This is a genomic window from Hyphomonas sp. L-53-1-40, assembly GCF_000682775.1.
Lineage (GTDB): Bacteria > Pseudomonadota > Alphaproteobacteria > Caulobacterales > Hyphomonadaceae > Hyphomonas.
Genome location: NZ_AWFI01000020.1, coordinates 93,350 through 111,651, shown reverse-complemented (window position 1 = coordinate 111,651; position 18,302 = coordinate 93,350). Strand labels below are relative to the sequence as shown.

Sequence of the window (18,302 nt, the reverse complement as noted above, 5' to 3'; positions counted from 1 at the left end):
GGGGCCGGCTACGAGATACCCGGATGGCGAAGGCCATTCCGGCTTCGGGCGCTGCCCCCTCGCCTAGCCCACACGCTGCAAACCCGCTAAAGCGCGCGCATGAGCGAGACGACCCCTTTCGACACGATTGTCCTGGGCGCGGGCGCGGCAGGCCTGTTCCATGCGGGCCTTGCCGGTCAACGCGGACGGCGCGTATTGGTGATCGACCATGCAAAACGCCCCGCCGACAAGGTACGCATCTCCGGCGGCGGACGCTGCAATTTCACCAATCTCGAAACGCGCGCCGACCGCTTTCTCAGCCAGAACCCGCATTTCGCGAAATCGGCGCTGGCCCGCTACATGGCCTGGGATTTCATTTCCCTCATGGCCGCCCACGGCCTGACCTATACCGAAAAGCACAAGGGCCAGCTGTTCTGTGACCAGAAATCCGGCGCCATCATCCAGATGCTGCTCGACGAATGCGACAAGGGCGACGCGGAGATCCGCCTCTCCACAGAAGTTTCCGGCGTGACCCATTCGGATGGACGGTTCACGGTCGAGACCAGCAGCGGCGCAGCCAGCGCAGAGCGGCTCATCGTGGCCACAGGCGGGCTTTCCATTCCCAAAATGGGCGCGACCGGCCTGGCCTATGACATCGCCCGTCAGTTCGGGCATGACATCGTGGAAACGCGGCCCGGCCTTGTCCCCTTCACCTTCTCGGGTGAGCTGGGCGAAAAATTCGCCTCGATCTCCGGGGTGGCCACACCTGTCATCGCCAGCGTGCCCGGCGCGCGCTTTGATGAAGACCTGCTCTTCACCCATCGCGGCCTCTCCGGCCCGGCGGCTCTGCAGACCTCCTCCTACTGGCATCAGGGCGACCCCCTGTCGCTCAGCCTTCTGACGAAGGCAGATCTGGGCGATGCCCTGCGCGCCGCCAAGCAGGCTGCGCCGAAACAGACGCTCGCCAAGGCATTGGAAGCCCACTTCCCTGCCCGCCTCGCCGGCCTGATCGCAGATCTCGGCCCGATCGCACAAGATGCCCGGCTGGCCGACCTCTCCCACGTCGCCATCGACGAATTCGCAGCCTTCCTCAAGGATTGGCGCGTGACCCCAATGGGCACGGAAGGCTATCGCACCGCCGAAGTCACCGTGGGCGGCATCGCCACTGACGGCCTGGACCAGAAGACGATGGAAAGCCGCCATGTTCCGGGCCTGCATTTCATTGGCGAATGCGTGGACGTTACCGGCTGGCTCGGCGGGTACAATTTCCAATGGGCCTGGGCCAGTGCACACGCCGCCGCAATACTGTGATCAAGGAGTCCAGCGCGGCCTTGTCAAATAGCCATCGCGCTTGCGCTGGGAGACCAGGTCTGGATGGTCCATCAAGATGGGATCACCACCTGTTTCCGTATCAATGGCTCGCATCGCCTCGGCCAGACGCTGATGGAACAAGGCGTCTGTCTCAACCCGCAAGGGGAATGGGTGGTCCAGGATCAGGGAATTGTTCGGGTTCGTATTGATTTCGTAGACCTCGACCTTTCCTTTCACCAGTGTGAAATCCGCCCGTCCGAAGGAAATTCCTGCTGCCTTGAAATGCCCGGCAATCCCCGCAGCATGGCGGTTTTCCTTCACCGCCTGCATCTCGTCGAGATAGTGCGCCTCACTCGCCACACCTTCCTTGCCATACTTGGCGTGCCAGTTTTCATCGTGGACGGACATTCCGGTTATGACTTCATCGCCCACGCAATACGCGGCAAGCTTGCGGAACAAGCCATCCTCAATAGGCTCGGCGCAATATTCCACAAACATCAGATCTGACAGGCAAAGCCCCGATCTGACGAGTTCGTCGAGCGCAGACCTAGCCTCTTCCGGTGTCGTCAGCAATTCGGTCTGCGTACCGCGATGGGCCGCGCGTGTGCGCAGGAATACCGGATACCGATCCGGCAAGCCATCCACCTCCGCGTCCCATACCGAAAAGCTGTTCAGGCCTTCGCCTTGGAGTTTCTTGAGCATTGGCAACCGGTTGCGCGCGCTGGCCGGATCATTCAGCGCCCTTGCATTGTTGGCCGTGAGGCAGCGATAGGCTTTGGCGGCCAGTTCGCGCGTCCAGAAATCAATGCGGTCAAAATCGGTGAAGACGTAGGTGGCGCGAGGCAAGGACTTCTTGCGAAGCAATTGGTTGTACGACATCAGATCGATCTTCGGCATGCCGGGAACGTCGCGCAGCTCGCGCACAGCGTATTTGTGCGATCCGGATGTGATAAAGCAGATCAATTATTCGTCCCCGTCTGTCAGATTTCAGATCGCGTCTTCAACGCTGTCATGATGGTTTCGGAACCAGGTCATCCCCTCCCGGATTTCCCTGACTTGCCGCGCTCCAATCAAAAACATGAGCGCACCATAGGCCACAATACCGGTCACAACCATCACGGCAATGACAACGGCATCGGGCCATCCGGCCAGCAGGAATTTCTGAACCATCCATACTGCACCGGCCATGCCGAGCGCGCTGAGCAGTGCCTGCCAGCCAACGATCAGCTGGTGCAGCGCCGAGTAGCCTGCGGCTCGCTGTACCAGCAAGGCCGAGAGCGGCCATGTGAGAAAAGTCCGCAGGGCGATCAGCGCCGCAATACCGACAACACCATATGGCATCAGGAAAGGTGCCATCGCGCCCAGAAGGACGATACCGATCGAAAGGATCAACAGAGGAGACTTGCTGTCGCCTACACCCCTCAGGATCGCAATATTGAAATTGCCTGTGGCGTCCCGGATCCCCAGAACAAGAAAAATCTGTATCGGCAACACCGCCGCCACCCATTCATCCCCCACGACAAGCGGCACAAGCAAAGGTGCCACCATTGCAAGGCCCAGGGTCGCCGGATAGATGGCTGCTGTCGTCATGGCGAATACACGGTCCAGCAGATCATGCACCGTCTTGCGACTGGACTGCAGACGCGCAACGACGTTCATCGCGATCTCATTGAATGGTCCCATCAACAATTCCGTCAGCATGCCGGATACATTGCCTGCCATCGCCAACAGGCCGACCGCGCGTTCGCCGCCGATCATGCTGAGCAGGAAGCGCGGAATGGCATCATCAACATAGCCGAGCAGATAGGTCAGTACGGTATCGCGATTGAACGCAAACAGTTCGCGAAAAGCGTTCCGGCTCACGGCAAATCCGGGTCGCCACTTCGCGGCATAGATGATGCCCGCTGCCGAGATCACCGTGCCAACCGCCATGCTGAGGACAAGCGCCCAAACGCCGAAGCCGAGAATTGCCAACACAAGTGCCGCGCCGGTTGAGACCACTTCCGAAACCGTCTCGATCAGAACCACTTTATCATTTTCCAGACGCCGCTGGAGCAGTGCTCCCGGCACCCCCTCAACGCTACCCAATACCATGAGCAGGCTGAGCGCAGGCAGGACATCCGCTACGGCGGGAGCGCCGATCAGGTTGGCGAGAGGTTTTGCCAGCAAGGCGATGATGAGGGAAAACAGAACCGTCAGACCTGAATTCAACCAGAAGGTCGTATCCAGGTGTGCATCACTGAGGTCTTCTCGTTGCTGCAGGCTTTCGGTCAAAGGCGGGCCGACAAAGATGCCCACCAGGCCAAATATCAGACTGGCGAGCGCCATGATGCCATACGGCTCCGGTCCCAGAATGCGCGCCATGATCGCGAAGCTGACAAGGCCGAAGATCGCCGAGCCCCAGGAATGCGCGAACATCCATACAAGGTTGCGCATGGCCCGGCGTATGATGAAGGAGGCCGTCATGTCAGACGGAAATCGGCAACTTGCCTGACCCATCCATGAAATCAGTCATCGCCTGCAGCACGCTCTTGCCCGTCTCGGTCAAACGTCCCTCGCGCCGGACAATGTCTGCAGAGTCCCGCTGGATGGCTTCGGCTTCCTTCAGGATTTTCCTGAGTCGGCGGCGCTCGAACCAACCGAATTCATCGCCAGCCAGCATGTGCTTCAACACCCAAATCATCCTTGCAGATACAAACGATGCGTGAAAAATACCTTCCAGCGGGCGTTCGGTTCGGCGGATGGGCGACCAGAACAATTCTGAATCCGGATTTTCCACAAGCATTTCATTCTTGCAGGCACCGAACAGGGCCGCATGGCCTTCCTCGTGTGCCAGTGTGACAATCAGATCGGCCACAGACGCCTTACGCTCTGCATTCAGGGCAATGGCACCCCAGAGGCGGAAACAGGTGCCGCCTTCAAACTCGAGCGAGCCTTCCGCCGGCCCCACCAGGATCAACTCCCCCAGCAGTGCATTCATCTCATCGTGCAACTCGGGCAGGTTGTGCTCTATCCAGCCAATTGCCTCTTCCAGCTTCGCGGAGAAGCGGTCGGCTTGCGACGGGTCTGGCTGAGTTACGCCTGCAGCGCCCGTTTCGGGAGCACCCATGAAAGTTTGAATTCGGCGACTGTCAGCGTCTGTATAGTCACGTCCCAAAACAGTGATCTTCGTGCTCCGCGCCACGGGATGTTCCGTTAGAATGCGCTGAATAAGCGCCACACCTGTGTCGGTGTCACCGGCTTGGAGAGCTTCCACAGCGTCGTAGTAGGTTCCGAATACCGCTGATGATACGCGCTGAGCTGGTCCGATTTTCTCGCGCCAGGCTTCAAATGCAGCGGGCAGTGTCGGCGCTTTGTCGCTCAGTTCGCCTGCCAGATATCGAAGGCTGTCATACAGGCCATCATGCATGGCCTGATTGGTCGTGATGGCGTCGCTGGAGTTCGGAATGAAGCGGAACGGCATTTTCAACGAATCTCCCGGCATACGCTGTTTGGGTGCACGTTCGCTAGCGCTGGTATACTACCAAAACTTGAAGAATTTTCTTCCGCCGCGCCGGCGTTTGTTGCGACCTCCCTTGCAGCCGACCATCGTGTCGTTTTTCGCGTCACGAAGGTTGCTGAAGCCGAGGAGCATATCTTTCTTGAGATTCATAAGAGTACTCCCTTGTTTCCCGCCGTCATTGACGGGACTACGCATCTTGCAGATTCCGTGCAACTTTCCAGCAGAATCTCGCTAGGCGCGAAAAAATTAATGAATCAAATAGCCACATTAATGGATGTACATCTGCATGGGACGAATCTCACGAATTCCCGCAGGAATGGGCCCCGTCTCCGCGCTGAGAGAGACCTGACACAGTTCTTGGAAAACTCGTAAAACGCCTGAAATTATGACGTAAATACGCGACTTGGCTCGAAACGCCCGGCGCGGACATCCCCCAAGGCCACAGCTTTTCCGTCGCAAACGGCGATCGCTGCCCGGTCGTCTGGATCGTCAGACGTTTCTTCCTTCCATCGCTCAATTATGTGCGGCAGTAGAACAATCGTCCGTCCGTGGCGGATGTTTCCTGCTTCCTCGCGTGTGATGTCCACACTTGGCACATTCTCGAGCATGGCATGGATCGGCTGAAGAAACCCCATCAGGGTTTCCATATCCTCAGCTTCCTCAATCATTGCCAGCGGGATCGCCGCAGGGGCGCCGAACTGGCCGACACGTGTGCGCCGCAACTGACTGATATGGCCTTCGCATTCGAGATCAAATGCCAGGTCCCGTGCCATGGCGCGGACATAGAATCCCTTGCCCGACGTGACATGGATCACGGTATGGTCTGCGTCCGGCATACCAATCACACTGGCCGTGAACACGTCGACTTCGCGCGAGGTAAGTTCGAACTCCTCCCCTTCCCGTGCGAGGTCATAAGCGCGCTGGCCATCGACTTTGATCGCAGAGAATTTCGGCGGCACCTGCTCAATGGTCCCCAGATAGCCTTTCAGAAGCTCTTCAACTTGCTCACGCGTTGGCCGCGCTTCGGAGGTTGCGGTCACTTCGCCTTCGGCATCCTGACTTTCCGTCGAGATGCCCCAGCGAATGGTAAAGACATATTCCTTCTGGGCATCCATCGCCCACTGCACCGTCTTGGTCGCCTCGCCGAAAGCAATTGGCAGGATACCGTCGGCCAGCGGGTCCAGTGTTCCGCCATGACCGACCTTTTGAGCATTGTACTTCCGCTTCAGGATCGCGACGGCCTGGGTTGATGTGATATCGACAGGTTTGAACAGGTTGAGCCACCCGTTGATCGGGTCGCCTTTGCGCTTTCTTTGACGGGCCAAGTTTCAGAACTCTCTGGTTGCGCCAGCACGCGGTTCGAACGCGGGCGGCGGTGTGTCGGAAAAGGATTAAGGCGCGGCCATACGCAGCCCGCTCATGTGCGTCAAGCCAGTGCGGCCAGCCCTGCGACAATCGAGGTCAGGACGCGTCGCGGACGATCTCGGGATCCTGATCGAACAGGACCTCGGTTTCGGTCTCGGAGGGTCCAGCCGGAACGACTGGCTCTCTTGGCGACGCAATCGTCTTTTGCGGCTCGGTCGGCAAGTTGAGGTTTACAAGATCCAGATCGAGATCAAACTCGCCGCGGATGGCACGCTCACCGGAATCCATCTTGTGACGGACAACGTCCCGAATACGCATCAACACGTCACGATTATTATCCACCAGCGGGATCTGCCGCCCATCCGATGCGCCGATCACGAGCCGGTAATAAGGCTGGCGCGTCTTCATGCGACGCGCGATCAACGCCGCGCGAATGCCAAGGATAAACCCCAGCAACGTCAGCACGCCGCCCACCAACAGCGCGACCATGCTGGAGCCGTTCCCCGGAAACAGGCCGCCCCAGGCGAGCGCCATCAGACCGAAGAACAGATTGATTACGAAGAAGGACGCATAAAGGCTCTGGGTTCGCTTGTTCGCGGGCGTCTCCCAAGGCGCAAACTCCTTGGACTCCACAGACATGGTGGCTATGCATTGGATGGCGATCGTGTCTTCGCCCATCTGAAGCGACGCCGCAGAAATCTCTCCCCGGCGAGCCCCTTCCATGTCGAGCGTCTGGCGATCCATCCGTGCGGGCCCCTGATTGCGATCAATCAACGCTCGCAATCTGGTGCAGGCGAGTCAACTTACAACCTGTCCAGAGACAGCTGACCAGATGCTATTCCTGGTCCAGATCGCGTCTCACGCGAGGATCTGCCAGCAAGCGGTCAATCGCGGTCGCCTCATCATAGGATTTGTCGGCAATGAAATGGAGCTGCGGCGTGAATTTCAGCTCAATTTCCCGGCCAAGTTTTCCTCTCAGGAAACTCGCCGCGCGGTTCAGGGCTTCCGCAAGTTTGGTACGCCCCTCTTCGCTGTCATTGCCCAAGGGTGACACAAAGATGTTTGCATGGCGCAGGTCGGGGGAACAGCGCACTTCGCCGACTGTCACAATGACGCCGATAAGGTCCGGGTCGCGAAAATCTTCTCGGGCAAGAATGTCCGAGATCGCATGACGCACAAGTTCGCCCGCGCGCAACTGGCGCTGGCTCGGAAGCCCCGGAGAGGATGATTTGCGTGCCATCAGACACCTGCTTTCTGTTTGAGGCGCTCCACGAAATTGCGGCGCGCCTGCTTGTCCTTGTTGAACCATTCGTCGGGAATGATCAGCGCATCTGCGCCTTGTATTTGTACCGATGTGAACCCGCGACCGGATTTGACGGCCGCAACGCTGGCCCAGTCTACTCGGGTTTCGATACCGCCTCGTCGGACTTTCAGATATTCGTCCATCACACTGATTTCGGTTTCCAGAGGCGAGGCTCCAAACACATCAACCGGAGACCGGTATGACCAGCGAATGAAAATGAGATACCATGAAATCCCAGCAAACGCGGCGACAAGCGCCGATAGGAACCATTGCCAATAAGGGCTGAGGCCGGCCATCTCAGTCGCATTGCGCATCATGACCGACATGCTGGCCGATATGATCGGCGCCGTCACACCCGCATAGTATATTGCGGTCGGCCCGACTGCGCCTCGCCTGGAAAGACGGATCAGGCGCTTCTGGTCTTTTTCACCCAGAAGGCCGGAGATTTGATCAGGCGCAGTCATCTGTTCCCGGCTTATTCAAGCGACCTTGCGATTTCCTCAACCTGGAAGCACTCGATCTTGTCGCCGACACGCATGTCGTCATAGCGCTCGAACGCCATACCGCACTCCATGCCAGAGCTGACCTCGATGACTTCATCCTTGAAGCGCTTCAGCGTTTTCAGCTTGCCTTCATGGATGACAACATCATCCCGCAGCAGGCGAACACCACAACCGCGAAGAACCTTGCCTTCGGACACACGGCAACCGGCAACCTTGCCGACTTTGGTGATGTTGAAGACTTCCAGAATTTCGGCATAGCCGATGAAGGTCTCGCGCTTCTCTGGGGCCAGCATGCCCGACAGCGTGGATTTCACATCGTCGATCAGGTCGTAGATCACCGAATAATAGCGGATCTCGACGCCTTCTTTCTCTGCGAGGTCACGCGCCTGCTTGTTTGCACGCACATTGAACGCAAAAATCGGAGCTTCGGAGGACTGGGCGAGCAGGACATCGCTTTCGGAAATACCGCCGACCGCACCGTGAATAACCCGTGCACGAACTTCGTCGGTTGATATCTTGTCCAGAGACTGGCTGATCGCCTCAACGGAGCCCTGAACGTCACCCTTGACGACCACTGGCAGTTCCGACGTCTCGACAGACCCGTCCTTCAACTTGCTGAGCAGCTGATCGAGCGATGCCCGTGCGGCTGCACCAGCTTTGCCGGAAACCTGACGCTTCTGGCGAACACGGTACTCGGTGACTTCACGAGCACGCGCTTCGGTATCGACCACAACGAACTGATCACCCGGGTCTGGCGCACCATCAAGGCCAAGCACCTCGACAGGCAGGGACGGACCAGCATCTTTCAATTGCTGGCCACGCTCGTCGACGAGCGCACGAACCTTGCCCCACTGAGCGCCGGCAACAACAATATCGCCGCGCTTGAGCGTGCCGCGCTTGACCAGAACCGTCGCGACCGGGCCGCGACCCTTGTCGAGTTGGCTTTCGATCACGGTACCGTCTGCAGGACGGGCCGGGTTGGCCTTCAATTCCAGAAGCTCAGCCTGAAGCGTGATGGCGTCCGTCAGCTCGTCCAGTCCGGCGCCAGTCAGCGCAGATACTTTCACGGCCTGGGTCGAACCACCCATGCTTTCAACCTGCACATCATGCTGAAGCAAATCGGTCAGCACCTTGTCGGCATTCGCATCCGGAAGGTCGCTCTTGTTGACGGCGACGATGATCGGAACGCCTGCAGCCTTGGCATGGTTGATGGATTCAATCGTCTGCGGCATCACCGAGTCATCGGCTGCGACCACAAGGATTGCGATGTCAGTTGCGGTCGCGCCGCGGGCACGCATCGCCGTGAAGGCTGCGTGGCCTGGCGTATCCAGGAAGGTGATCTTGTCACCGGATTTCAGCTTCACCTGATAGGCACCGATATGCTGCGTAATGCCGCCAGCTTCGCCTGCCACAACATCTGTCTTGCGCAAGGCATCCAGAAGCGACGTCTTGCCGTGATCAACATGGCCCATGATCGTCACGATCGGCGCGCGCGGCTTGAGGTCTTTTGCATCATCCTCGCCGCCTTCAAGGCCGATCTCGACGTCGGCTTCAGACACGCGCTTCACGGTGTGGCCGAATTCCTCGGCGATCAGTTCAGCCGTATCGGCATCGATAATATCGTTTCCGCGGAGCATTTCGCCCTGCTGGATCATGAACTTCACGACGTCTCCGACACGTTCGTTCATGCGCTGGGCAAGATCCTGCAGCGTGATGGTCTCTGGCAGAGTGACCTCAACGGACATCTTTTCGCGCTGGTCATTGCCGCCTGTACGGCGCTCACGTTCGCGCTCTCGGGCGCGGCGCAGCGAGGCGAGCGAGCGCTGGCGATCAGCGTCATCACCGAGCGCAGAAGAAATCGTTAACTTGCCACGGCGACGTTCGCCACCACCACCGCCACCGCGTGAACTGCGGTTCTGTGAGTCGCGGCTGGCACGATCACGGTCATCACGACCGGACTTGCCGCGCTTGGCACGTGCGGGGCTGTCATCAACGGGTGGGGTCGCCGCTGGCGCGGCTGCATCCGTCTTCCCGCGAGCCTTGGGCGCGCGATCCGCACGTTCTTTCGCGGCGGCTTCCTCGACCTTGCGGGCTTCTTCCTCAGCCTTGCGGCGAGCTTCAGCCTCTTCGCGTTCCTTGACTTCCTGGAGCTTCTTTTCCTGCTCCGAGCGCAAGCGATCCTGAGCGGCCTTCTGGGTCTGCTCTTCCTTGGCGCGGCTGGCCTCTTCCTGTTTGCGCTCATACAGCGCTTTCTGGCGGGCTTTCAGCTCGTTGACCGTGATACCAAGTTTCTTGGCGGTCGCGACGAGGCGGGCTTCGAGGGAGTCTGAAGCCGCTTTCGAAGCATCACCACCTGGCGCAGCAGCCGAACCGCTCGGTCCTACAGACCGGCGCTTCTTGGTTTCAACAACCACCTGCTTGGAGCGGCCGTGACTGAAGCTCTGCTTCACCGTGCCGGATGATTTCCGTGCAACAGTGAGCGGCTTGCGTCCGCCCGTATTACCACCAGTGTCTTTCGTATCGCTCATACGTTCTTCATACCACGTTTCTTACCGATCCGCGCCCATGCGCCTCGGCCTTGTTTTCCGCTACCGATCCTGATCCGGGAACCAGTCCAGTTCGGGCCTTGCTCGAAATCCGGCTAGCCGCTGATAAGCAAGCTCTGTCGCCTTCGCAATTGGACCCTTGCGGACGAGACCGTGTATCACACGCTCACGTCCAAAAGCCACGCCCAATTCCTCCGAACTGAGCGCACCGGCCATTTTCACGTTGCTATATAATGCTTTGGCGAGGAAATACACCTTTGAACGGCCATCTTCTGCACCATCAGCGGCTTCCAGAAGCAAGCCAGGCCGCTTCTTCTGCAACGCATCTCGCACCTGGTCGAAGCCAAGCACGATATCCCCTGCCTTCTTCCCCATGCCCAGCAGGCCGGTCAGCCTCTGCAGCAGCAAGGTCTCTACGGTGCCAGAAAGTCCTTCCGGGACAATGACCTGTTGCTTGAAGCCGCGCGCAAAGGCGCCCTTCTTCACGGCCGTTTCCAACGTCTCACGGTCCGAATGGACCCAGACGCCACGGCCAGGCAACTTGCCTGAAATATCCGGGGTCACAACATTGTCTGGCGACAGCGCAAATCGCACCATCGCATCCTGCGGAAGCTTTTCCCGGGTTACGGCGCATTGCCGGACGGGGCTCTCCCCGTCCGCAACACGACCTTCAGTAGCGGTTACCCGCGCTTCACTCTTGCGGTGCGGCCTCTTCGTCATCACCGCCCTCCGCTGCCAGGGCATCGAGATCAAACTCGAGCTCTTCAAGAGCTTCGTCCACCGCATCTGGTGAGGGGTTGTTACCCAGTTCACCGAGTGCCAGGAGCGCACGCTCTTCCTCGGTAAGTTCAGGGGCTTCCTCTTCGGCTTTCTCGGCCAGCATCTGCTCGATGGCGTCCGGCTCGATCCATCCTGCGGCAACCCGTGCGCGCATGATGAACATCTGCGCGTCATCCTTGCGCATCTCGCCCTTCTTCAGAACACCTTCGACCCAGACCGGCTTGCCGTCAGGGCCGGGCTCACGCCAACCGGTGATGTCGTCCGGCACAAGGCCCGCCACATCGTCCAGTGTCTGCACACCCTCTTCGCCGAGACGGACCGCGAAGGAAGGCGTCATGCCTTCCAATTCCATCACGGGGTCCTCAACACCGAGTTCCTTGCGCTTAGCATCATTCTCAGCGGCAAGACGCTCAAGGAATTCCCGGGCGCGCTCCTGAAGCTCTTCTGCCACGTCGGCGTCAAAGCCTTCGATCGTGATAAAGTCTTCCGGCGCAACATAGGCAATCTCTTCGACCGTCTCGAAGCCTTCAGATGCCAGCAGCTGGGCCAACGTCTCGTCGGCATCAAGCGCCTTCATGAAGAGGTCGGTACGCTCCTGGAACTCGCGCTGGTAACGCTCGGAATCGGCGCTCTCGGTCACGAGGTCGATCTGCCAGCCGGTCAGCTGGGAGGCGAGACGCACATTCTGTCCACGACGGCCAATGGCCAGCGGGAACTGATCGTCAGCCACCACGACTTCGACGCGGCGCTCTTCTTCGTCCAGCACCACTTTCGACACTTCGGCCGGCTGCAGCGCGTTCACGATGAAGGTCGCGTCGTCATAATTCCAAGGAATGATGTCGATCTTCTCACCCGACAATTCGCCGACCACCGCCTGGACACGCGCACCGCGCATACCCACACACGCACCGACCGGGTCGATAGAGGAATCATTGGAGATCACGCCGATCTTGGCGCGGCTGCCCGCATCGCGCGAACAGGCCTTGATCTCAATCACGCCTTCATAAACTTCCGGCACTTCCTGAGCGAACAGCTTGACCATGAAGTCTGGTGCAGAGCGCGACAGGAAGATTTGCGGACCCTTGGTCTCGCGGCTCACCTTGTAGAGATAGGCGCGGACACGATCATTGGTCTGGAAGTTCTCGCGCGGGATACCGTCATTGCGACGGATAATGCCTTCAGCGCGGCCGAGGTCCACGATGACATGGCCATATTCGACGCGCTTGACGACACCGGAGATGACTTCGCCGACACGGTCCTTGTACTCATTGTACTGGCGCTCGCGCTCGGCATCGCGAACCTTCTGCATGATGACCTGTTTGGCCGTCTGGGCAGCAACACGGCCGAAATCGAAAGGCGGAAGCTCTTCCTTCAGCTCGTCACCTGCCACCAGGTTCTCATCAATCTTCTTGGCCTCGGACAGGCGCAGTTCCTTCGACTCGTCCTCGAACTCCTCGTCCGCCACAACGGTCTGGATGCGCCACAGCGTCTGCTCGCCTGTCACAGAATCGATCTTCGCACGAATGTCGTGCTCCTGGCCGTATTTCGCTTTAGCGGCCTTCTCGATTGCTTCCTGCATGGCCTCGATGACAATCGACTGATCGATTGCCTTCTCTTCGGCGACCGCTTTCGCGATCTGCAGGATTTCCAGCCTGTTGGCTGAAACGCCGATGGTGTTCATGTGACGTCTCCCGTCTCTTCGTTTGTATCGGTGTCTTCGTCCGTCTCGTCGATCTCCAGATCGCCAAGGTCGTCTTCGTCTGGCTGCGGCGGCAGGGTGCCAGCCGCGCGCGCTGCATCAATCAATTCGTCGGTCAGGATCAGGCTGGCGCGGCTCATCTCATGGACATGGGCAACGAGTTCAGTCTCATCGTCCAGCTCGATATGCGCGCCATCCTCGTCCTCGCCCCGGATCACACCGGAAAACCGCCGACGGCCATCAATCGGCCGGGACAGTTCAATCTTTGCCGCATGGCCAATCCAGCGACCGAAATCCCCTTCCCGCGTCAGGGGACGGTCGATGCCAGGCGTGGACACTTCCAGCGTGTAGGCCTCGCTGATCGGGTCAGCCTCATCCATCAAGGGCGCGATTGCGCGCGACAAGCTGGCGCAATCCTCGACATTGGTTGGGGCGCCGCCGGCGCGCTCTGCCATGATCTGCAGCTGTGGGCGCCGCCCGCCCTGCACGCGCAGGCGAACGATTTCCATGCCAAGCGACTCTGCCACGGGCGTGACGAGCGCGAGAATCTGGCGTTCCTGTTCGGTCAGGGCAATCATCGGAGAAAGGGACTATTCCGGGTTGCCGGAACCGCCGCCGATATGTTTCGACTTGGGAGTGCATATACTCCCTGCAGTGCGGCGTGTCGAGAGATGGGGTGCGGTAAGCATAGAAAAACGGCGGTCCCGTTGCCGGAACCGCCGCCTTGAACCCAGAAAGGGTAATTCGTGCTTACAGAACCTTCAGGTCCACAGCCGAGGTCTTGCCACGGCGTTCGTCCTTGAAGAGTTCGTAAGATACTGCCTGGTCTTCAGCCAGCGTACGCAGGCCGGAGCGCTCAACGGCCGAAATGTGTACAAAAACGTCCGCGCCGCCCTCATCAGGTTTGATGAAGCCAAAGCCCTTCTGGTCGTTGAACCATTTCACTTTGCCAGTTGCCATTACTTGTAGTCCTTTACGTTAGATAGAAGCGTCCCGGCTCGGATTTGAACCAGGTCCACTTATCGAAACGGGTAGGAAGAAAGTCATGGCCGCCGGTCTGACGGGGTCTTGAAGTTTCAGACCGACCGAATTCGATGGCAATATAAACGCATGGGTGCGACAATCGGTCAAGTGAATGTCTTGTGTCAGCTGCGAACGAAGTCCAGCCAAACCGGGGCGCAATCGCCCAATTTCTTGCGCTCATAGCGCGTTGTGAGGTGATCTTCTGGCGGACGCCGCCAATCATCGGCACAGTTCACCCCCCAGTCGAATCCTCCATGTTCCAGAAACCGGGCAAGCGCTTCGTCAGCATAGCTCTTGACGTCAGTCGCGAAACGGATCTGCGCGCCGGGACGACAGATACGATACAGTTCATCCAGAAATTCCGGCTGGATCAGGCGGCGCTTTTGCTGCCGCTTTTTCGGCCACGGATCCGGGAAAAGGATAAAGGCGCGCGCAATGCTCTGATCCTTCAGCGCCGCCATAACCGGCCGCGCATCGTCCATGACGAGCCGAACATTGCCGAGGTCATGATCCTTGATACCCGTCAGCGCCTTGGCCATGCCCTCCACGAAGGGCTCACAACCGATGAACCCAACTTCCGGGTGCAATCCGGCCTGACCAACAAGATGCTCCCCGCCCCCGAAGCCGATCTCCAGCCAGATGTCACGATCACCCCCGAACATGCCTGACGGATTCAAGGCGCCCGGCTCCGCCGACGGGACTTCCAGCTCAGGCAGGAGATTGTCGATCAGGTCCTGCTGGCGTGCGGATAGCGCCCGCCCACCCGTTCGGCCAAACGTGCGCAATGGGCGTGATTTCAAGGAAGGGGTATCGTCGGTCATCGCGGCGTCTGATGCCTCAGTGATCGAAGGGGATCAATCCTCGTCCTGCTGCTTTCCGTCAAACGCGGTTGCAGCGGCCTGAATGGTTCCAAGCAGGGATTTGCGCAGCGACTGGTCTTCGATCTTCTGGAAGGCGGCAATCAGGTCCAGGATTTCCGACGTCATCACAGGCGCATGGATTGCGTCACCGTCTTCGGCGACATACCCGGCATCATGATCAAGAAAGGTCTCTGCGCCGTCGAAGAAGTAGGTGATGGGGACACCCATGGCGGTGGACATCTCAAACAGACGCCCCGCAGAAACCCGGTTCACCCCCTTTTCGTATTTCTGGACTTGTTGAAAGGTCAGGCCGAGCAGCTCTCCCAGCTTTTCCTGGGTCAGCTTCAGCTCCTTGCGCCGCCACCGGATACGCTGGCCGACGACGCGATCAATACCGCTGGGTAGCTTGTTGTCGGCCATGTCCCCCCCTGTTTCTGTATGTCGCTTGTACTTTTTCTATCTTCGCCACGTAAGGAAGGCCAGTCCGACGAACAGGAACAGGGACAGCCAGAACAGGATTAGGCCAATCCGGGTCTGGAACAGGGTAACAGGCTCGGGCAATGGAAGTCGTCCACGGCCAAAGCTGGTATTCCACCCACTCGGGGCGTCTGCGACCGGCGCCGCACGCAGCACTTCCCTGCCCAAACCATCGACAATGGCTGACGCCCCCCGGCTTGCAACACGTGCCATGGGCAAGCCTGTCTCGATCGATCGATACCGGTTTTGCGCATAGTGCTGGGCCGGGCCCATGCCACCCCCAAACCAGGCATCGTTCGAAATCAGGACCAGCCAGTCCGCCCGCGCCCCCAAATTGGCGTTTCGCGGGATCGATGGATAGAGCCCCTCATAGCAGATCATCGCGACGAAAGGCGGAATGTCATCGGCATAGATGACTGCCGGGCCAAGGCCGGGCCGGAACCCGTCACTGGCCATGCGCTGTATTGCGCCCGGCAAGATGCCGGACATGGCCTGCCCGAACGGAATGATGCGCGTGGCCGGCAGCTCTCCAAAAGGCACCAGGCGATGTTTGTCGTACAGCGCCACAGGGCCAGAGCGGATCGCATTCTCATCGATCACGGTCAGGCTGTTATAATAATCGCGCATGTCCTTGCCGGTGATCTCGTACCGGGTTGTGCCAGCGATCAGCTTGCGGGGGCCAAGATACGCGCCCACAGCGTCGAGGGCGTTCGCATCCTGTAACAAGGTCGTCGGCAACGCCCCTTCCGGCCAGAGGACAATGTCCCCTGCCTCCCCTTCCTGCGTCGACAACATGCGCAAGTATTCGATCAGGATCGGATCGGGGCCGATCTCCCATTTCTCACTCTGTGGCACACCGGAATCCATCAGCACCACAAACTGATCTGACTGGGCCGATGGCTGGGCGATGCGTTGGGCGCCCCAGGTCCAACCAAGCGCAATCAGGATCGCGGCGGCAAAGGACGGCGCCATACGCACCGCCAATTGGCGGGACTCTCGCGTGTCCACAAGCGCGGCCGGCGCCGACATGATGAAGACCGTCAACAGCGTCAGCCAGTAGACCCCTCCAATCGACGCCGTCTGGGACAAGGCGCCGCCCGGAATCCAGGTCGTACCGGGCAAGTTCCATGGGAACCCGCCGAACAGATGACCGCGCACGAACTCGGCGAGTGCAAAGAACAGCGCGAAAATGAAAATGCGTGAGGGTGAAGAAGACCAGAACGCGCCCGCCATCGCGCCGAAGACGCCCCAGATGATCGCCATCCCACCTGGCAACAGGATCAGCGGCATCCACAGGAAAATGGCGTGCTTTTCCGGCTCAACCAAGAAGGGCGCCGCCGTCCAATGCATGCTGATCAGGAAAAATCCGGCACCAAAAGCCCAACTGCGCAGGAAGATCGCCTTGCCCCACTTACGGTGACTGCGGGCCCCATCCAGCATCCAGATCAGACCGGTGAATGAAATCACCAGGACCACGCTGAAATGAAACGGCGCAAAAGCAACCGCCGAAAAAGCGCCCAGCAACAAGCTGGTGATCACTGCCGGCCAGCCGGTCAGGCGGGCAAAGGCTTCATGCAGGGGCCCAAGCGCTGTGAACCCGTGGCTTCGCACCGGATGAGTCATGACTTACTCCTGATGTGCAGGGGCAGGCATTTCCGGGGTGCGAAGGCGAACGCGGCGAATGCGCCGGGCGTCGGCTTCCATGATTTCGATCTCGACACCGGTCGGGTGCTCCAGCACTTCTCCGCGCACAGGGACTTTTCCGGCCAGCGCGAAGGCAACCCCGCCAAGCGTGTCGAAATCCGTGTCGTTGTCCTCAAGTGCGAGGTCAATGCCCGTTTCGTCTGCAAAATCGTCAATCTCCGTGCGGGCGTCCGCCTCCCAGATTCTCTGGCTTCGGCGCACGAACATGGCTTCTTCATCATCGTGTTCGTCTTCGATGTCACCGACGATTTCTTCGACAAGGTCTTCCAGGCTGACCAACCCATCCGTACCGCCATACTCGTCCACGACCAACGCCAGATGAATACGGGTCGACTGCATTTTCACAAGCAAATCGGTCAACTTCATGGATGGCGGCACATAGAGCACTTCACGATGCAGCCGTTCGAGCGGCCGCTTGGCTGGCTCTCCCCCCTTTGCCAGTTCGCTAACCACATCCTTCATGTGCACAAAGCCGATCGGATCATCGAGCGACTCCCTGAACACCGGCAGTCGTGAATGCGTGACCTCGGCGAAATATTTCAGAAGCTCCGGAAACTCGATCCCGACCTCTACGGCCTTGATCTCGGCGCGCGGGACCATGACGTCTTCCACACGCAAATCCTGGAATTCGGCAAGGCGCAGGCGCATCTCGTGCGGATTGTGCGGGGGCGTTTCCCCATTGGTGGCGGCGGACACCGGTTCCACAGGAGCTGGCTTCCGGCGGAAACCGAAAAAGCTACGTAATCGGCCGCTTGGCGGCGCGTCAGAAGGGTCAGGGTCGCTCATGGCCTCAGGTGATTCAGTTCATCAAATATGGATTATCAATGCCCAGCGATGCAAGCGCCTTTATTTCGAGGCCCTCCATCGTCTCGGCATCATGGGTGATTTCATGGTCGTGCCCCAACAAGTGGAGATAACCATGAATTAGAAGATGGGTCAGGTGATCGGCAAGCGACTTGCCTTGCGCTCTGGCATCAGCCTCGGCGACGCCAAAGGCCACCGCAATATCGCCCAGCAGGGGCCGGTCCATCGGATCGGCCGGGAATGAGAGCACATCCGTCGGCTTGTCCTTGGCCCGAAACTGCAGGTTCAGCGCCTGTAGCGCGTCATTATCAGCCAATAGCAGGGACACGACACCCTTCGCTGGCTCAACAGTCGCGCCAGCCTTGAACGCCGTCTGGCACACAGCTTCCAGATCAGGAATTGCCGACCAGCGATCCTCTTCGATGATAAGATCAAGTTCGATCATG

Annotated in this window: 19 protein-coding genes; 1 reads left to right on the top strand and 18 read right to left on the bottom strand. The window is 59.2% G+C overall.

Annotated features, from left to right (window positions below):
* Positions 1–99: 99 nt before the first annotated feature.
* Positions 100–1,290, top strand: a complete 1,191-nt coding sequence (locus tag L53_RS15490) for an NAD(P)/FAD-dependent oxidoreductase (protein ID WP_034817415.1) — start codon at positions 100–102, stop codon at positions 1,288–1,290.
* Here L53_RS15490 and L53_RS15485 read toward each other — a convergent pair whose 3' ends face one another.
* The 18 genes from L53_RS15485 to ybeY form a co-directional block, all read right to left on the bottom strand.
* Positions 1,291–2,253: a hypothetical protein gene (locus L53_RS15485; protein WP_051608038.1), complete on the bottom strand. Its 963-nt coding sequence runs from the start codon at positions 2,251–2,253 to the stop codon at positions 1,291–1,293.
* 24 nt (positions 2,254–2,277) lie between these two features.
* Positions 2,278–3,756 carry an oligosaccharide flippase family protein gene (locus L53_RS15480; protein WP_034817412.1) on the bottom strand — a complete coding sequence of 493 codons (1,479 nt, stop codon included), beginning with the start codon at positions 3,754–3,756 and terminating at the stop codon, positions 2,278–2,280.
* A gap of 1 nt (position 3,757) precedes the next feature.
* Positions 3,758–4,753, bottom strand: a complete 996-nt coding sequence (locus tag L53_RS15475) for an HEXXH motif domain-containing protein (protein WP_034817410.1) — start codon at positions 4,751–4,753, stop codon at positions 3,758–3,760.
* A 57-nt stretch (positions 4,754–4,810) separates the two neighbouring features.
* Complete coding sequence (locus L53_RS17640) at positions 4,811–4,942, bottom strand: hypothetical protein (protein WP_255342031.1); 132 nt, start codon at positions 4,940–4,942, stop codon at positions 4,811–4,813.
* A 233-nt stretch (positions 4,943–5,175) separates the two neighbouring features.
* Positions 5,176–6,117, bottom strand: coding sequence for a tRNA pseudouridine(55) synthase TruB (truB, locus tag L53_RS15470; RefSeq protein ID WP_034817408.1), 942 nt, complete (start codon positions 6,115–6,117; stop codon positions 5,176–5,178).
* A 136-nt stretch (positions 6,118–6,253) separates the two neighbouring features.
* Complete coding sequence (locus tag L53_RS15465; protein WP_034817407.1) at positions 6,254–6,901, bottom strand: hypothetical protein; 648 nt, start codon at positions 6,899–6,901, stop codon at positions 6,254–6,256.
* Between the two features lie 91 nt (positions 6,902–6,992).
* Positions 6,993–7,397 carry a 30S ribosome-binding factor RbfA gene (gene rbfA / locus L53_RS15460; RefSeq protein WP_034817406.1) on the bottom strand — a complete coding sequence of 135 codons (405 nt, stop codon included), beginning with the start codon at positions 7,395–7,397 and terminating at the stop codon, positions 6,993–6,995.
* Complete coding sequence (locus L53_RS16645) at positions 7,397–7,924, bottom strand: YcxB family protein (RefSeq protein WP_051608037.1); 528 nt, start codon at positions 7,922–7,924, stop codon at positions 7,397–7,399. Before L53_RS16645 ends, rbfA begins: the two co-directional genes overlap by 1 nt.
* An 11-nt stretch (positions 7,925–7,935) precedes the next feature.
* On the bottom strand, positions 7,936–10,491 hold the full coding sequence (gene infB, locus L53_RS15450; RefSeq protein ID WP_034817404.1) for a translation initiation factor IF-2: 2,556 nt from the start codon (positions 10,489–10,491) through the stop codon (positions 7,936–7,938).
* Between the two features lie 60 nt (positions 10,492–10,551).
* A complete protein-coding gene (locus L53_RS15445) occupies positions 10,552–11,229 on the bottom strand; it encodes an RNA-binding protein (RefSeq protein WP_034817402.1) in 678 nt (225 codons plus the stop codon).
* Positions 11,201–12,970: a transcription termination factor NusA gene (nusA, locus tag L53_RS15440; protein WP_034817399.1), complete on the bottom strand. Its 1,770-nt coding sequence runs from the start codon at positions 12,968–12,970 to the stop codon at positions 11,201–11,203. The genes L53_RS15445 and nusA overlap by 29 nt, the downstream gene beginning before the upstream one ends.
* Positions 12,967–13,566, bottom strand: coding sequence for a ribosome maturation factor RimP (gene rimP / locus L53_RS15435; protein ID WP_034817397.1), 600 nt, complete (start codon positions 13,564–13,566; stop codon positions 12,967–12,969). Before rimP ends, nusA begins: the two co-directional genes overlap by 4 nt.
* A gap of 172 nt (positions 13,567–13,738) precedes the next feature.
* Positions 13,739–13,948 carry a cold-shock protein gene (locus tag L53_RS15430; protein ID WP_034817395.1) on the bottom strand — a complete coding sequence of 70 codons (210 nt, stop codon included), beginning with the start codon at positions 13,946–13,948 and terminating at the stop codon, positions 13,739–13,741.
* A gap of 185 nt (positions 13,949–14,133) precedes the next feature.
* Complete coding sequence (gene trmB, locus L53_RS15425; protein ID WP_034817393.1) at positions 14,134–14,832, bottom strand: tRNA (guanosine(46)-N7)-methyltransferase TrmB; 699 nt, start codon at positions 14,830–14,832, stop codon at positions 14,134–14,136.
* A gap of 33 nt (positions 14,833–14,865) precedes the next feature.
* Positions 14,866–15,291, bottom strand: coding sequence for a helix-turn-helix domain-containing protein (locus tag L53_RS15420; protein WP_034817391.1), 426 nt, complete (start codon positions 15,289–15,291; stop codon positions 14,866–14,868).
* Between the two features lie 36 nt (positions 15,292–15,327).
* Positions 15,328–16,971: an apolipoprotein N-acyltransferase gene (lnt, locus tag L53_RS15415; protein WP_034817388.1), complete on the bottom strand. Its 1,644-nt coding sequence runs from the start codon at positions 16,969–16,971 to the stop codon at positions 15,328–15,330.
* 3 nt (positions 16,972–16,974) lie between these two features.
* On the bottom strand, positions 16,975–17,838 hold the full coding sequence (locus tag L53_RS15410) for a transporter associated domain-containing protein (protein ID WP_034817386.1): 864 nt from the start codon (positions 17,836–17,838) through the stop codon (positions 16,975–16,977).
* Between the two features lie 13 nt (positions 17,839–17,851).
* Positions 17,852–18,301, bottom strand: coding sequence for an rRNA maturation RNase YbeY (gene ybeY / locus L53_RS15405; protein ID WP_034817476.1), 450 nt, complete (start codon positions 18,299–18,301; stop codon positions 17,852–17,854).
* Position 18,302 lies beyond the last annotated feature (1 nt).

Coding starts and splice junctions, on each gene's coding strand:
- L53_RS15490 (WP_034817415.1), top strand. CDS start 100: ATGAGCGAGACGACCCCTTTCGACACGATTGTCCTGGGCGCGGGCGCG.
- rimP (WP_034817397.1), bottom strand. CDS start 13,566: ATGATTGCCCTGACCGAACAGGAACGCCAGATTCTCGCGCTCGTCACG.
- L53_RS15465 (WP_034817407.1), bottom strand. CDS start 6,901: ATGGATCGCCAGACGCTCGACATGGAAGGGGCTCGCCGGGGAGAGATT.
- L53_RS15480 (WP_034817412.1), bottom strand. CDS start 3,756: ATGACGGCCTCCTTCATCATACGCCGGGCCATGCGCAACCTTGTATGG.
- L53_RS15430 (WP_034817395.1), bottom strand. CDS start 13,948: ATGGCAACTGGCAAAGTGAAATGGTTCAACGACCAGAAGGGCTTTGGC.
- lnt (WP_034817388.1), bottom strand. CDS start 16,971: ATGACTCATCCGGTGCGAAGCCACGGGTTCACAGCGCTTGGGCCCCTG.
- rbfA (WP_034817406.1), bottom strand. CDS start 7,397: ATGGCACGCAAATCATCCTCTCCGGGGCTTCCGAGCCAGCGCCAGTTG.
- trmB (WP_034817393.1), bottom strand. CDS start 14,832: ATGACCGACGATACCCCTTCCTTGAAATCACGCCCATTGCGCACGTTT.
- L53_RS15420 (WP_034817391.1), bottom strand. CDS start 15,291: ATGGCCGACAACAAGCTACCCAGCGGTATTGATCGCGTCGTCGGCCAG.
- L53_RS15410 (WP_034817386.1), bottom strand. CDS start 17,838: ATGAGCGACCCTGACCCTTCTGACGCGCCGCCAAGCGGCCGATTACGT.
- infB (WP_034817404.1), bottom strand. CDS start 10,491: ATGAGCGATACGAAAGACACTGGTGGTAATACGGGCGGACGCAAGCCG.
- L53_RS15475 (WP_034817410.1), bottom strand. CDS start 4,753: ATGCCGTTCCGCTTCATTCCGAACTCCAGCGACGCCATCACGACCAAT.
- L53_RS16645 (WP_051608037.1), bottom strand. CDS start 7,924: ATGACTGCGCCTGATCAAATCTCCGGCCTTCTGGGTGAAAAAGACCAG.
- L53_RS17640 (WP_255342031.1), bottom strand. CDS start 4,942: ATGAATCTCAAGAAAGATATGCTCCTCGGCTTCAGCAACCTTCGTGAC.
- L53_RS15445 (WP_034817402.1), bottom strand. CDS start 11,229: ATGACGAAGAGGCCGCACCGCAAGAGTGAAGCGCGGGTAACCGCTACT.
- ybeY (WP_034817476.1), bottom strand. CDS start 18,301: ATGATCGAACTTGATCTTATCATCGAAGAGGATCGCTGGTCGGCAATT.
- nusA (WP_034817399.1), bottom strand. CDS start 12,970: ATGAACACCATCGGCGTTTCAGCCAACAGGCTGGAAATCCTGCAGATC.